This window comes from Kitasatospora azatica KCTC 9699, assembly GCF_000744785.1.
Classification (GTDB): Bacteria; Actinomycetota; Actinomycetes; order Streptomycetales; family Streptomycetaceae; genus Kitasatospora; species Kitasatospora azatica.
This window is the reverse complement of record NZ_JQMO01000003.1, coordinates 1,989,473-2,003,222: the sequence shown is the minus strand read 5'-3', so window position 1 is coordinate 2,003,222 and position 13,750 is coordinate 1,989,473. Positions and strand designations below refer to the sequence as shown.

14 protein-coding genes are annotated in these 13,750 nt (G+C 73.7%); 4 read left to right on the top strand and 10 right to left on the bottom strand.

Annotated features, from left to right (window positions below; translation table 11 throughout):
• Nucleotides 1–29 precede the first annotated feature (29 nt).
• Entirely contained in the window at nucleotides 30–914 is an 885-nt protein-coding gene (locus BR98_RS19550) for a class II fructose-bisphosphate aldolase (RefSeq protein WP_035846416.1), read from the top strand.
• Here BR98_RS19550 and BR98_RS19545 read toward each other — a convergent pair.
• Nucleotides 887–1,873, bottom strand: coding sequence for a carbohydrate-binding protein (locus tag BR98_RS19545; RefSeq protein WP_035846413.1), 987 nt, complete (start codon nucleotides 1,871–1,873; stop codon nucleotides 887–889). The two genes, BR98_RS19550 and BR98_RS19545, sit on opposite strands and share 28 nt — an antisense overlap.
• Nucleotides 1,874–1,957: 84 nt before the next feature.
• Nucleotides 1,958–3,868 carry a GGDEF domain-containing protein gene (locus BR98_RS19540; protein WP_035846412.1) on the bottom strand — a complete coding sequence of 637 codons (1,911 nt, stop codon included), beginning with the start codon at nucleotides 3,866–3,868 and terminating at the stop codon, nucleotides 1,958–1,960.
• A 325-nt stretch (nucleotides 3,869–4,193) separates the two neighbouring features.
• On the opposite strand from BR98_RS19540, the gene BR98_RS19535 reads away from it, so the two are divergent.
• A complete protein-coding gene (locus BR98_RS19535) occupies nucleotides 4,194–4,715 on the top strand; it encodes a flavin reductase family protein (protein WP_232247463.1) in 522 nt (173 codons plus the stop codon).
• Between the two features lie 43 nt (nucleotides 4,716–4,758).
• Here BR98_RS19535 and arfB read toward each other — a convergent pair whose 3' ends face one another.
• Nucleotides 4,759–5,190, bottom strand: a complete 432-nt coding sequence (gene arfB / locus BR98_RS19530; RefSeq protein WP_035846411.1) for an alternative ribosome rescue aminoacyl-tRNA hydrolase ArfB — start codon at nucleotides 5,188–5,190, stop codon at nucleotides 4,759–4,761.
• 53 nt (nucleotides 5,191–5,243) lie between these two features.
• On the opposite strand from arfB, the gene BR98_RS19525 reads away from it, so the two are divergent.
• Nucleotides 5,244–5,729, top strand: coding sequence for a hypothetical protein (locus tag BR98_RS19525; RefSeq protein WP_035846410.1), 486 nt, complete (start codon nucleotides 5,244–5,246; stop codon nucleotides 5,727–5,729).
• Between the two features lie 106 nt (nucleotides 5,730–5,835).
• On the opposite strand, the gene BR98_RS19520 is transcribed toward BR98_RS19525, so the two are convergent.
• The 7 genes from BR98_RS19520 to BR98_RS19490 all read right to left on the bottom strand — a co-directional run bounded on the left by BR98_RS19520 (nucleotide 5,836) and on the right by BR98_RS19490 (nucleotide 12,119).
• The gene (locus tag BR98_RS19520; protein WP_035846408.1) at nucleotides 5,836–6,933 is read right to left on the bottom strand and encodes a hypothetical protein; all 1,098 of its coding nucleotides are present in this window, start codon (nucleotides 6,931–6,933) and stop codon (nucleotides 5,836–5,838) included.
• Nucleotides 6,934–7,027: 94 nt separating this feature from the next.
• Nucleotides 7,028–7,525 (bottom strand): DUF3180 domain-containing protein, encoded by a 498-nt coding sequence (locus BR98_RS19515; protein ID WP_035846407.1) that lies wholly within the window; start codon nucleotides 7,523–7,525, stop codon nucleotides 7,028–7,030.
• Between the two features lie 65 nt (nucleotides 7,526–7,590).
• Nucleotides 7,591–8,190, bottom strand: a complete 600-nt coding sequence (gene folK / locus BR98_RS19510) for a 2-amino-4-hydroxy-6-hydroxymethyldihydropteridine diphosphokinase (protein ID WP_035846406.1) — start codon at nucleotides 8,188–8,190, stop codon at nucleotides 7,591–7,593.
• A 73-nt stretch (nucleotides 8,191–8,263) separates the two neighbouring features.
• The gene (gene folB / locus BR98_RS19505) at nucleotides 8,264–8,623 is read right to left on the bottom strand and encodes a dihydroneopterin aldolase (RefSeq protein WP_035853060.1); all 360 of its coding nucleotides are present in this window, start codon (nucleotides 8,621–8,623) and stop codon (nucleotides 8,264–8,266) included.
• A 126-nt stretch (nucleotides 8,624–8,749) separates the two neighbouring features.
• Entirely contained in the window at nucleotides 8,750–9,244 is a 495-nt protein-coding gene (locus BR98_RS19500) for a nuclear transport factor 2 family protein (protein WP_232247462.1), read from the bottom strand.
• Between the two features lie 22 nt (nucleotides 9,245–9,266).
• Entirely contained in the window at nucleotides 9,267–10,121 is an 855-nt protein-coding gene (gene folP / locus BR98_RS19495; protein WP_232247461.1) for a dihydropteroate synthase, read from the bottom strand.
• Nucleotides 10,122–10,274: 153 nt separating this feature from the next.
• Complete coding sequence (locus BR98_RS19490; RefSeq protein ID WP_083976737.1) at nucleotides 10,275–12,119, bottom strand: phosphatidylglycerol lysyltransferase domain-containing protein; 1,845 nt, start codon at nucleotides 12,117–12,119, stop codon at nucleotides 10,275–10,277.
• A gap of 441 nt (nucleotides 12,120–12,560) precedes the next feature.
• Between BR98_RS19490 and BR98_RS19485 the strand changes: the two genes are divergently transcribed.
• Nucleotides 12,561–13,742, top strand: coding sequence for an alpha/beta hydrolase (locus tag BR98_RS19485; RefSeq protein WP_051969941.1), 1,182 nt, complete (start codon nucleotides 12,561–12,563; stop codon nucleotides 13,740–13,742).
• Nucleotides 13,743–13,750 lie beyond the last annotated feature (8 nt).

The window sequence follows — 13,750 nt, the reverse complement described above, 5'->3', positions numbered from 1 at the left end:
AAACCCCGCCCACCTCCCGAGGGACTCCCATGCCACTCGCCCGTACCGCCGACCTGCTCGCCCACGCCGTCGAGACCCGCCGCGGACTGCCCGCCTTCAACGTGATCACCCTGGAGCACGCCGAGGCGATCGTGGCCGGCGCCGAACTGGCCGGCACCCCGGTCATCCTGCAGATCAGTCAGAACGCCGTGGCCTACCACGGCGGGCGGCTGCTGCCGCTGGCCCGCGCCTGCGCCGAGGTCGCCGCCGCGGCCGCCGTCCCCACCGCCCTGCACCTGGACCACGTGGAGGACTTCGACCTGCTGCGGGCGGCGCCCGCGGCCGGCTTCTCCTCCGCGATGTTCGACGCCTCCACGCTGCCGCACGCCGAGAACCTCAAGGCCACCGCCGAGGCGGCCGAGTTCGCCCACCGGCACGGCCTGCACCTGGAGGCCGAGCTCGGCCGGGTCGGCGGCAAGGACGGCGAGCCGCCGCTGCCCGCACACGCCCCGGGCGCCCGCACCGACCCGGCCGAGGCCGCCGACTACGTCGCCGGGACCCGGGTGGACGCGCTGGCCGTGGCGGTCGGCAGCTCACACGCGATGACCACCAGGACGGCCGGCCTGGACCACGCGCTGATCGCCCGGCTGGCGGCCGCGGTGCCCGTCCCGCTGGTCCTGCACGGCAGCTCCGGCGTCCCCGACGCCGAGCTCGCCGCCGGCGTCACGGCCGGCCTGGTCAAGATCAACATCGGTACGGCGCTGAACACCGCCTTCACCCCGGCCCTGCGCGCCGCGCTGGACCGGCTGCCGGACGCGGTGGACCCGCGCAAGGTGCTCGGCCCGGCCCGGACCGCGATGGCCGAGACCGTCGCCCAGCTGGCCCGGGTGGTCGCCACCCGGTCCGGTCAGCCGGTGGCGGAGCCGCTCGGGTAGTTGCCGTTGACGTCCATGCCGGTGACGGCGACCTGGTCCACCAGGACCGGGCCGCCGGCCGGCGTGACCACGATGGTGTTGCTGCCCGCCTGCAGCTGCGGCCATATGTTCGTGTAGGACCAGGCCTGCGACGGGTCGCCGCCCTTGCTGTAGCTCTTGAAGGTGGTGCCGCCCGGGTGGTCGGCGCCGTTGACGCTGACCGCGACCTTCACCGGGTCCCCGTTGTTGCTGTAGTGCAGCCAGAACTTGTACTGGCCGGCCGTCGGCACGGTGACCGTCCAGGTCACGCTGGAACCCTGCTGGAGCGTCAGGTAGCTCCCGTCGGCCGAGACCGTGCCCTTGACGGTGGCCGCCAGCGGCGCGCCCTGGGCCTGCGCCTTCGAGGCGTCGATGAAGGTGTTCGCACCGGCGGCACTCGCCGAGCCGGACGGCGAACCCGAGGCGCTCGGCGACAGGCTGCCCGCCCCGGAGGCCGAGGGCGACGCCGGGTGGCCCGCGCTGCTCGCCGGACCGGGCGCCGCGTTGTCCTTGCTGCTCTTGCCGTCGTTGCCGGACAGCGCGATACCGGACCCGATCGCGATCGCCGCGACCACCGCCACCACACCGATCACCGGCCCCTTGCCGCGCCCGCGCGGCGCGTCCTCGCCCGGCTGCGGGCGCGACCGCTCGGCGTAACGCGCCTGCTGGTGCGGGAGTTGGCTGGTCTGCTCGGCGCCGGGCCCGTACGGCCGCTGCGGCGGGTACGGCGCGGTGGGCGGGAACGGGGCCTGCGGACGGGCCGCCTGCTGCCCGTACTGGGCCCGGCCGACCTCCATCGGGCGGTACCCGCCACGCGGTGCGCCCGGTGCCTGCTCGGTGCCGTCCGCACCCTCGGCCGGACGGTAGAGATAGGCGAACGGGTCCTCGTCCTGCGGGATCTGGCCCGCGTCGTCCGCGGGTCCCTGGCTGCTCGCCGTCATCGCGGTGGACTCCCCAATGCCGTCTGGACACCTGTACCCAGGGCACCCTACAGCGCAGTTCGGCCCTGCTCAGACCTGGTGGTCTCAAACCGCCCGACGGTGGGATCGTTCGCCCCGGGCGCCACGGACCGCGCCGCCGCGGGCCCGCTTCTCGTCGTACATCCGCTTGTCGGCCTGGTGCAGCACCTCTTCGATGCTCATCCCGCAGCCCGCCCAACCGATCCCCAGGCTCACCCCGACCCGCATCACCCGCCCGGCTATCCGCATCGGCGGGATGATCGCGTTGCGCAGCCGGACCGCGAGGTCGGCCGCCTCCTCGTTACCGATGCTGTCGGCCAGCACCACGAACTCGTCACCGCCGAGCCGGGCCACCGTGTCACCCTCGCGGACCACCTGCTGCAGCCGCCGGGCCACCTCCACCAGCACCGCGTCACCGGCGTTGTGGCCGAACCGGTCGTTGACCGACTTGAAGCCGTCCAGGTCGCAGAAGAGCACCGCCAGGCCCTTCTGCGGGCCGGGGCCGCCGCTGGACCGCGGGCCGTGCCAGGGCTCCGGCGCGGCCTCCGGGTCGGTCGGCACCACCGCGTGCACGTGCTCCATCCCCGGGGCGGCGAAGGCGCCGCCACCACCGCCGCCACCGCCACCACCGCCACCGGCCTGGTAGCCGGGGCGCTCGGCGGTGGCGCCGCGCTCCGCGTAGCCGTGCACCAGGGTGCCGCGCCCGCCCGGGCCGCCGTAGCCCCCGTAGCCGCCGTCCGGCGGCCCACCGACGGGCGCCGGGACCTCCTGCCCGGAGCGCGGGCTGTGCGGGCCGTAGGAGCCCGAGGAGCCGTGCGCGGCGGCCGCACCCTCCAACGCGCACGGTCCAGCCGCGGCGGCCCCGTGCGCGGCCGCGCCGCCCGGGCCCTGCGGCAGGGCGCAGAGCCGGCGGGCCAGCCGGCTGCGCAGCTCGGCGCCGTTCGGCAGGCCGGTGAGCGCGTCGTGGCTGGCCCGGTGGGCGAGTTGCAGCTCGTGCCGCTTGCGGTCCTCGATGTCCTCGACGTGGGTGAGCAGGAAACTCGGCCCCTCGGCCGCGTCCGCCACGATCGAGTTGCGCAGGCAGACCCACTGGTAGCCGCCGTCGCGCCGGGCCAGCCGAAGTTCGGCCCGGCCGCTCTCGGCGCTGGTGCGCTCCAGCAGGCCGCGGTCCTCGGGGTGCACCAGGTCCAGGAAGCTCTGCTGGCGCAGCGCCGCGCGCGGGCGGCCGAGCAGCCGGCAGAGCGCGTCGTTGACCCGGGTCAGCTGCCCGCGGGCGGCCCCGTGCAGCTCGGTGATGGCCATCCCGCTGGGGGCGTACTCGAAGGCCTGCCGGAAGCTCTCCTCGCTGGCCCGCAGCGCCTGCTGCTCCTTCTCCAGCCGGGCCAGCGCGCGCTGCATCTCGGCCCGCAGCCGGGCGTTGCCGATCGCGATCGAGGCCTGCAGCGAGAACATCTCCAGCGCCTCGCGGGTCCAGGCGCCGGGGCGCTTGCCGCTGCGCGGGCGGTCCACGCTGAGCACGCCGAGCAGGTCGCCGCCGGCGCTGTACATCGGGGCCAGCAGGCCGTCCTCGGGGTGCCAGTCGTTGGCGTAGACCGGCAGCGGGCCGTCCCCGGTCCAGCGCGGGATGTCGGTGCCCACCGCCCAGCCGCGGTCGTGCGGCAGGAACCGCAGGGTGCCCCAGTGGTCGCCGACGGCGAGCAGCCGGTCCCAGGACTCGCGGGTGCCGACCTGGCCGAGCAGCACCGAGGGGCCGCCGTAGTCGCGTTCCTCGTACTCCCAGACGGCCGCCACCACCAGGTCGCCGTCGGGGCGGACCAGGCTCACCGCGGCGGCGTCGAAGCCGAGCCCGTGCACCGAACCCTCGACCACGGCCTGCAGGGTGCCCGCCAGGCTGCGGGCAGCATTGAGGTCCGCCACGACCCGGTGCAAGGTGCGAAGGGTCGCGAGGCGGACGTAGGGCTCCGACTCGGCTTCCATGCGGGGGCTCCCCGGCTGCTTCGGATAGGTCTTGATGGTTATCGTCCGATTGCCAGAAGAACTGAATCACAGCGAGCACAGCGATCGGCACGCTCGGTCAGCAATAGGTCGTTACTTGTGACCCAAATCACAGAACGCATAAACAGGCAAATCCGGTTCATCTCGGTCATGCCCGGACACGATTCGGCGATGGCCATCTTCCTGGTCGGTCGTGGACGGCCCAAGCTGTAGCCGGTCCCCGCCGGCGGGTGACGGGGGCACCGCCATAGGGCCTAGGACCACCGCCGGATGCCACCGGAGGCACCCGAGAGCTAGCGTGCGGTACGTGTCCATCTCGCCGCAGCACGCAGCTGCCTCCCTCGCCACGCCGGACGAGTTCCGGGCCGCCCTCTCCCAGCTGGCCGCCGGGGTGGCGCTGGTGACGGCCAACGACGCCGGTGAGGACGCCGGGATGACCGCGACCTCGTTCCTGTCGGTCTCGCTGGAGCCGCCGCTGGTGCTGATCTCGGTGCGCGAGGACTCGCGGATGGACGAGCTGCTCTCCCGGGTGGACCTGTGGGCGGTCTCGCTGCTCGGCGAGGAGCACCGGGCGCTGGCCTCGCGGTTCGCCATGAAGGGGCGGCTGAGCGACCGGCTGCTGTTCGCGGACACCCCGCACGTGCGCGGCCCGCAGACCGACGCGCCGCTGGTCACCGGGGCACTGGCCACCGTGGAGTGCCGCACCGAGCAGCGGATACCGGCGGGCGACCACATGCTGCTGATCGGCCGGGTGCTGGAGGCCCGGGTGCCGGCGCCGGACGGGCGCCCGCTGCTCTACTTCCGCGGCGGCTACCGGCACCTGGGCTGAGCCGGCGTCATGTTTTCCGCGGCGCGGACCCCGTGGCGCCGGGCTACTCGCCGCGCGGTGCCGAGCGGCCGCGCTTGAGCTCCGAGCGGTGCTTCTTGTTCGACAGCCGCCGCTCGACCATCCCCCGGCTCGGCTTGGTGGCCCGCCGGGCCTTGGGCGGCGGCGCCGTCGCCTCGCCCAGCAGCGAGGCCAGCCGGGCCGCGGCCACCTCGCGGTTGCGCCACTGCGAGCGGTGCTCGCTGGCCCGCACCACCAGCACCCTGCCGTCCACCAGCCGGTTCGCCAGCCGCTCCAGCGCGCGCTGCTTCCACACCTCGGGCAGCGCCTCGGAGGCGGCCAGGTCGTAGCGGAGCTCGACCTGGGTGTCGGAGGTGTTGACGTGCTGGCCACCGGGGCCGCTGGACCGGGAGAAGCGCCAGACGAGCTCGGCGTCGGGAACGACCACCGAGCCCCGCACGCGGATGGGCTCGGGCATGCGCCCATCATCCCCGGCCGGACCCGGCCCCGTCACGCGGTTAAATGAGCCCTGTGATCGAGCTCGGCTACTCCCTCTCGCTGCGGATTCCCGACCCCCCGCAGACCGACTACCGCAGTGCCTCGGTGCAGGCGCTGCGGCACGACCTGTTCTGCGGTGACGTCTACCTGGCGGAGGACGAGCTCGAACTGTCGACCGCCTGGGGCTGGGTGCCGGTGCTGGACTTCGCCTGGGCGCTGTGCGACATCGTCGAGCAGCTGGACGAGGACCCGCGCGGCAGCCGGGCCGCCGCGATCCGCACCGCCGACCTGGACTTCACCCAGAACACCGAGCTGCTGCGGTTCGCCCGCCGGTTCGGCCTGGTGGAGGTCTCGGCGACCTGGCTGGACCAGGAGCCGCTGGTGGTCCGGCACCAGGAGCTGCGGCGCGAGGCCCGGGACTTCCTGCAGGACGTGCTGGCGGATCTGTCCGACCTGCACCCCGAGCTGGCCGACAACCCCAACATCTGGACCGTGCAGGGCCGCTACCCGCGAATCTGAGGAAGGCTCAGATTCAGCGCGGCCCGACCCCGATCACCCGACCCCGATCACCCGACCCCGATCACCGGGCGCCGATCACCGGGCGCCGATCACCTGGCGCCGGCCCTCAGGCCTGGCCCCGGCGCAGCTCGCCCAGGTCCAGCAGCTCGGTGTCGTCCTCCGGCGTCAGGTCGACCACCTCGGTGTCGGCCACCTCGTCACCCAGCACGTCCGCCAGGTCCTGCTCCGCCACCCGCCGCTGCTGCTGGCTCTGCTGCTCGGCGAGTTCGGTGACCGAGCCCACCGCGGGCGCCGGCGCCGCCGGCCGCGCCACCGGACCGCGTCCGAAGAAGCTGAAGTTCGGTCCGCGTCCGGTCGCCAGCTGCGGACGCGGCCGCTGCCGCTCCACCGGGACGATCGCCGCGGCCGCCTCGGCCACCGGGCCGGGCAGCACCGGACGCACCGGGGAGGCGGCCACCGCCGGGCGCTCCCCGTCCGAGGCCCGCGTGGCCACCGGCTCCAGGCGCCCGATACGCGCGGTCGGCACCGCCGGGGCGTGCGTGGCCCGCACCTCGGGCAGCGCACGACCCGCCGCCGAGGACGCGTCGGCCGAACCACCGGGCGGCAGCGCGGCCGCGGCCCGCTTGGCCGCCTGACGGCGCGCCAGATGCTCTGCCTGCTGCTCGGCCAGCTCGGCCCGTCGCTCGAGTGCGCGCAGCGCGTTCGCCGCCCGCAGATAGGCCACCGGGGTCACCGGGTGCTTGGGCTGGGCCGCCTCGATCGCCCGCTGCGCCGCCTCGGCCTCCCTGAGCGCCTGCTCGGCCGCCTGCACCGCGCGCTCCTTGAGCAGCCGGGCGATCTCGGTCTCCGCCTTCGCCAGCCGGGACTTCTCCGCCGTCAGCCGGCGGCCCAGCCGGGCCGCCCGCTCCTCGGCCACCTCGGCCGCGTACTCCGCCTCGGCCAGCTGTTCCTCGTACCGCTCCTCGTCCCGGATCCGGCGCAGCGCGGCGGTGTCGGCAGCCTGCCGGGCCGCCCGGTCACGCTGGCGCAGCACCATGGCCAGGCCCAGCACCGCGAGCACCGCCGCGACCCCGACCGACCGGGCCACCACCCGGTCCGGACTGATCAGCAACGCGGCCAGCGCGGCCAGCGTGAGGCCGGCCGCCGCGATGGGCGGCAGCGCACGACCGAGGAGCGAGGAGTGCCGGTGGCGACCGCGAGACATGCACAAGAAACTAGCGTGCGAATACCGGCGCTGTCAGCTCGGGGGCGGCGGTGCGGAAGGGCCCCAGCTCAGCGGGCCCGGAGGTGACGTCGAGTCAGCGGGCGGACGGTGCCGCGCCCTTGCCGTTCCCGCTGCCGCCGCCGTCCTCGGGCAGCTTGCAGACGTGCTGCAGCCACAGCGCGGCGGCCACCACACCGGCGCCGGCCAGCACCGCCAGGCCCGCGGTGATCGCCGCGCCGCGGTGCGCGGCGAAGTCCGGCAGGGTCAGCAGCTCGATGCCCAGTCCCGCGTAGACCCCGGAGACCAGGGCCGAGACCAGCGCACTGGCCTGGGCCAGCACCACGGCCCGGGCCGCCACCAGCGGGTCCACCCGCTTCGCCCCCGGCGCCCGGTCCCGGACCGCCTTCAGCCGGGAGCGCAGCGAGATCGCCGCGGCCAGCAGGATCACCGCGACCACCGCCAGCACCACCGGCGCCGCGGCCGGCACTCCCGGCAGCGTGTCCAGCGAGTTCCACAGCTTGGCGCCGGCCCAGGCCAGGGCCGCGGCGACCACGAAGATGCCCAGCAGGAGACGCAGGCGCAGCGGCTTCACAGGTTCGATGGGTCCCTTCTCGGATGCCGGCGGTCGCCCTTCGCCGCCACGGCGCAGCCTTGACCTTACTCCGGCAGGCGCAGCTGGATGTCGGTGCGCCGGACCACGCCCTGGGCACCCTCGCCGCCGAGCTTGCCGAGCAGCTCGGCCACCGACCCGTGGCCCGGCAGCTCACCGTCCGGTTCGGCGTCCAGCCAGGGGGCCAGCACGAAGGCCCGCTCGTGGGCGCGCGGGTGCGGCAGCAGCAGCACCGGGTCCTCGCTCAGCACGCCCTGGTAGCTGATGATGTCGACGTCCAGCGTGCGGGCGCCCCAGCGCACGGTGCGGACCCGGCCGAAGGCGTCCTCGATCGCGTTGGCCCGCTCCAGCAGCGAGTACGGCGGCAGCGTGGTGCGCAGCAGCACCACGGCGTTGTAGTAGTTGGGCTGTTCGTCGGGGCCGCCCAGGGCCTCGGTCTCGAAGACCCCGGACACCGCGGTGATCTTCAGGCCGGGGGTGTCGCCCAGCTCGTCCACCGCGCCCTGCAGGGTCTCCAGCCGGTTGCCGAGGTTGCTGCCCAGGGCCACCACTGCGGTGCGCGGGTTGGCCAGTGTGGCGTCGGCGCTGTCCACCCGGTGCTGCAGGTCGAAGGTGGTCGGCGAGGCGGTCGGGTCACTGGTACTCATGCGCCCGCCTCGCTTCGCTCGGCAGGGGCATTCGCCCACACGCACCTCTTGACGGCTCGTTCACTTCGTTCACTCACGTGCGGCTCCGATGGATGGTGATGGTCACGTCGTCGAACGGCACGGTGATCGGTGCGTCCGGCTTGTGCACGGTGACCTCGACCTCCTCCACCGCGTCGTGCTTGAGGCACTGGTCGGCGATCCGCTGGGCCAACGTCTCGATCAGGTCCACCGGCTCGCCGGCGATGATCGCGGTGACCTCCTCCGCGACGACCCCGTAGTGGGCCGTGCGGGCGAGGTCGTCGCCGGAGGCGGCCGGGCGGGTGTCGAGGTAGAGGACCAGGTCGACCACGAAGGTCTGCCCCTCGATCCGCTCGCGCTCGAAGACGCCGTGGTGGCCGCGGGCACGCAGGCCCCGCAGGGTGACGCGGTCCAGCACCTGAATCACTGCTCCTGATCTTGGAACGGCAGGCCCCGTCGCCCGCCGTCCGTCGAATCTACCCTCGTCGGCCGACAGGACCAGCGTGGGCCTCGGGTCGGCGCCGGGTTGAACTCGTGAAAGTCAGTCCTCGTCCTCGTCGTCACCGCTGGTCAGCACCGGCGATCCGTGGTGCGACCAGAGCCGCCAGCCGGCCGCCGTGCGACGGAACAGGTTGGTGGACACCACCTTGCCGCCGACCAGCGGGCCGAGCTCGCCCTCCTCCTCCGACTCACCGCCGGAGAGGATGTTCTCGGTGCAGGTGACCAGCGCGACATCGCCCTGCACCTCGACCTCGACATCGGTCAGGAAGAACTGGATGTACTCCGTGTTCATCATGATCAGCAGATAAGAGCGGGTGACCTGGGCCCGCCCGCGCAGCACCGGCCAGCCGGGGTGGACGCAGACCACGCCGGTCTTGTCGTCGGCGTCCGCCGCCGACAGCCAGACCTCCTCGATGGCCTCCAGGTCGCCGTTCTCCAGCGCCTCGTACAGCCGCTGGTTGGCCGCCAGCACGGCTTCGCGGTCGGCCTCCAACGACGCTGCGGTCCCACCGTTGCTCAGCGAGTCACCAGTCACGCCACCACCCACTTCCGTCAGCTCAGCTCGCCCCGGCAGCCCGCCAGGCGGCCACCACCCGAACGGCGTCCGCGGTGCCCGCCACGTCGTGCACCCGCACCGCCCAGGCCCCGGCCCGGGCCGACAACGCCGAGACCGCGGCCGTGGCGTCGTCCCGCTGCCGGGCCGGCCGCGGCTGCCCGGTTTCCGGGTCGGCGAGCAGCGTACCCAGGAACCGCTTGCGCGATGCCGCAACCAGAACCGGGCGGCCCAAGGCGGTCAGCGCGTCCAAACCTCCCAGCAGCGCCCAGTTGTGCTCGCTGGTCTTGGCGAATCCGAGTCCGGGATCCAGGATCAGCTGCTCCTCCTTGACCCCGGCCGCGAGCAGCGCCTCGATCCGCACCGTCAGCTCGGCCACCACCTCGCGCACCACGTCCTGGTAGACCGCCAGGGCGTCCATGTCGGCCGACTGACCGCGCCAGTGCATCACCACGAACGGGGCGCCGCTGTCGGCCACCACCCGGGCCATGTCGGGGTCGGCCAGACCACCGGAGACGTCGTTGACCAGCAGCGCGCCGGCCGCCAGGGCCCGCTCGGCGACGCTCGCCCGCATGGTGTCCACCGAGACCACCACACCCGCGGCGGCCAGCTCGCGGACCACCGGGAGCACCCGGCGCAGCTCCTCCTGCTCGGTGACCCGCTGCGAGCCGGGCCGGGTCGACTCGCCGCCGACGTCCACCAGGTCCGCGCCCAGCGCCACCAGCTGCCGGCCGTGCGCCACCGCAGCGGCCGGATCCAGCCAGAGCCCGCCGTCCGAGAAGGAGTCGGGGGTCACGTTGACGACGCCCATCACGGCGCAGCGGTCGAGGGCGGGCAGGCCGGGCAGCGGGTTGTTCATGGGGCCATTATCGGCCGCCCGGCGAGCGACCGAGCTGCGAGGTAGCGGAGGGTGGAGGTCGCCGAGGGACGAGGCGGCATCCGCCCGCAGCGGAGGAGCAGCTCACAAAGCACCCTTGTGAGCTGCCGGACCTCCTCTTCGGTCCGGGGCCGCTCAGGCCGCCGGGGCGATCGAGTCCTGGGCGCCGGCCGGATCCGGCATCAGGCCCTGGCGCTGCTTCTTGCGGCCGAACCGCGGCATCCCCAGGGTGATGAACGCCTCCGCCTGCATCGCCGCGAAGCCGATCCGCGGCAGGTCCCGGGTGCTCGGGTAGACCAGGAACCGCGGCTCCCACTCCGGCTGGAACTTGGCGTTGAACTTGTACAGCGACTCGATCTGGAACCAGCGCGACAGGAACACCAGCAGCCCGCGCCAGGCCCGCAGCACCGGGCCCGCGCCGATCCGCTCACCGCGGGCCAGCGCCGAGCGGAACATCGCGAAGTTCAGCGAGACACGCCGCACCCCGAGGTTCGGCACCTCCTGCAGCGCCGCCACGATCAGCAGCTCGTTCAGGCCCGGGTCGGCCGCCCGGTCGCGGCGCATCAGCTCCAGCGAGATGCCGTCCGGCCCCCACGGCACGAAGTGCAGCACCGCCTTGAGGTCGTCGCCGCTCGGGTCGCCCTCCTCGGGCGCCCTGTGCGCGGTGACCACCACGCAGTCGTCGTCACCCGCGTCGCCGAACCGGCCCAGCGCCATCGAGAAGCCGCGCTCGGTGTCGGTGCCGCGCCAGCGGGCGGCGGCGTCCGCGATCCGCAGCTTCTCCTCCAGCGTCAGGTCCGCCACCCGGCGGACCTGGCAGGAGTAGCCGTTGCGCTCGATCCGCTTGACCATCTGACGCACGTTGCGCATCGCCCGGCCGGCCAGCGAGAAGGTGCTCGCGTCCACGATCGCCTCGTCGCCCAGCTCCAGCGCGTCCAGCCCCGCCTCGCGGGTCCAGACCTCGCCACCGACCTCGCTGCAGCCCATCACGGCCGGCACCCAGGCGTGCTCGCGGGCGTGCGCCATGAAGACCTTGATCGCGCCGGGCCAGGCCTCGACGTCGCCCACCGGGTCACCGGAGGCCAGCATCACGCCGGAGACCACCCGGTAGGAGATCGCCGCCTTGCCGGTCGGCGAGAAGAGCACGCTCTTGTCCCGGCGCAGCGCGAAGTAGCCCAGCGAGTCGCGGGCACCGTGGCGCTGCAGCAGCGAACGGACCTTGGCCTCGTCCTCGGCGGTCAGCTCCGGCTCCGGCTTGCCCGGGCGCAGCAGCAGGTAGGCGGTGGAGAAGGCGGTCAGCAGGCCCAGCCCGGCCAGCGAGTAGCCGACCACGTCGCCGATCCGGTCCGGGTGGTAGGTGATCGGGCCGTCCAGGCCGAACAGGCCCCAGACCGTCTCGTGCAGCCGGTCGATCAGGCTCGGCCGGCCCATCTCGCGCGCCGGGTGCGCGCTGACGATCAGGAAGCCCAGACCCAGGCTGATCGCGCCCATCACCACGAGGTTGAGCAGCGCCCGCCAGCGGGTGCGCGGGTCGGCCTTGGCGTAGAACTCACGGCGGTGCAGCAGCATCACCACGAAGAGCACCAGCGAGACCACCGCGGGGCCGACCTGGTGCCAACGCAGCACGTGCAGCGCCGCACTGGCCGGCAGCAGCGCGCAGACCATCCGCCAGGCCCGCCGCTTGCGCCGGCGCAGCGCGTGCGCCAGCAGCACCAGCAGGATGCCGATCAGCAGGGTGCCGGCCGTGGCCAGCGTGGTGGTGGTGCCGGGGAGCTGGCCGGCCCAACTGTGCATCCGGGTGCGCCGCAGCTTGGGGAAGACCCCGCTGAGGATGTCGACCAGACCGATCAGTAGGCAGGCATAGCCGACCGCACCCGGCAGCCAGGCCCGCGGGACGGCGGCGGCTTGGGTGCGCAACGTCTGGAGCCCCCGCCGTCGGGGCTGCTCCGGGGACGACTCAGCGGACACGGGAACGCTCATGGAAGCTCAGCGTAGAGGCTTCGCGCGACTGCCCGGTCACCCTGGGGGATGAGCCGTGATGGACCTTCATGCCTATTTCCTTCCCTTGACCAAGAGATCGTCAAGAGCGAGTAATCCGTGGTCCACCTGCGCTGGACCGTCCGTTCCTGGGAGCGATCCGAGCCCCCGTGCGGGTGGCGACGCCGAAGTCTAGGGCTTTGGTTCCTGTGGGTGAAGCCGGACGGCAGCCGGTGCCGTGCCCGTGCCGCTCACGGTTCACCCGGCGTTGCCCCAGTGGACGCAGACGACTCCGGTGGCCGCCTGCCGATCCGCATCCGATGATGAGTCAGCGGCACCCGCTGCGGCCGCCCCGAACCCCGTGACGGCCCGTGTGGCACGCCGTCTGACACCCCGACAACTTGCGCAGCGACCGCCGGCTCGACCGCCAGGGGGAGGCTCTGGATGGAACTGACCAGCAGCGCGCTGGTGTACCTCGTGGCCGCCGTCGCCGCGCTGGCCCTGCTCGCCACCGTCCTGTTCTGGCCCCGGCTGGCCCACCACCGGCCGCACCACGTGCTGGGCCGGATCGGCCTGCTGAGCCTGACTCAGCTGGCCGTGCTCGCCGTCTGCGGGCTGATCGTCAACAACTCCTACGGCTTCTACTCCTCCTGGCACGACCTGCTGCAGCCGGACGGCAGCCAGCTGGCGCTCGGCCCCGCCGGCGCCGGCGGCAAGGCCGGGCCGCCCACCGGCGACGCCCTGGTCCGGCCGACCGAGGAGGGCGGCCTGAACACCGTCTCCGACCTGCCGCAGGGCAGACCGGAGGAGGTCGGGCGGGTGGACTCGATCCAGGTGCGCGGCAAGGAGAGCGGCCTGTCCGACCAGATGTTCATCTACCTGCCACCCGAGTACTTCAATCCGAAGTACTCCCGGGAGCGCTTCCCGGTACTGCTCACCCTGGCCGGCTACCCCGGCCCCTCGCTGCACCTGCTGAACGAGATGCACACCCCGCAGACCGCCTGGGACCTGCAGCGCACCGGCCGGATGGCGCCGACCGTCCTGGTGATGGCCCGCCCCACCGTCGCCGCCCCGCGCAACACCGAGTGCGTCGACGTCCCGGGCGGCCCGGCCACCGAGACCTGGTTCGCCAAGGACGTGCCGACCGCCCTGCGCTCCGCCTACCGGGTCAGCCGCTCGGCGGCCTCCTGGGGCGTCCTCGGCTACTCCACCGGCGGCAGCTGCGCGCTGCGCCTGGCGCTGCGCGACCCCGGCTCCTACGGCTCGGCGGCCGCCCTGCACGCCGACTACCAGGCCGCCACCGACTGGAGCACCGGCGACCTGTTCGGCGGCAACCAGCAGCTGGCCCAGAGCTACGACCTGGCCTGGCGGCTGCACAACCTGCCGGTGCCGAAGTCCTCGTTGCTGATCGTCAGCACCCGAACGGAGGACAACTACGCGGCGACCCAACAGTTCCTCGCAAGTGTCACCCCGGTCACCCAGGCCCACCCGGACCTCAAGGTCGACTCGCTCTTCCTGCCCGACGGCGGCCACAGCTTCGAGACCTGGCGCCGAGAACTCCCCGCCGCCCTCGAGTGGATCAGCGACCACCTGCAGCCCGCCCCGGACCGCGAGCCCCGGGGCTGAGGGGCCGC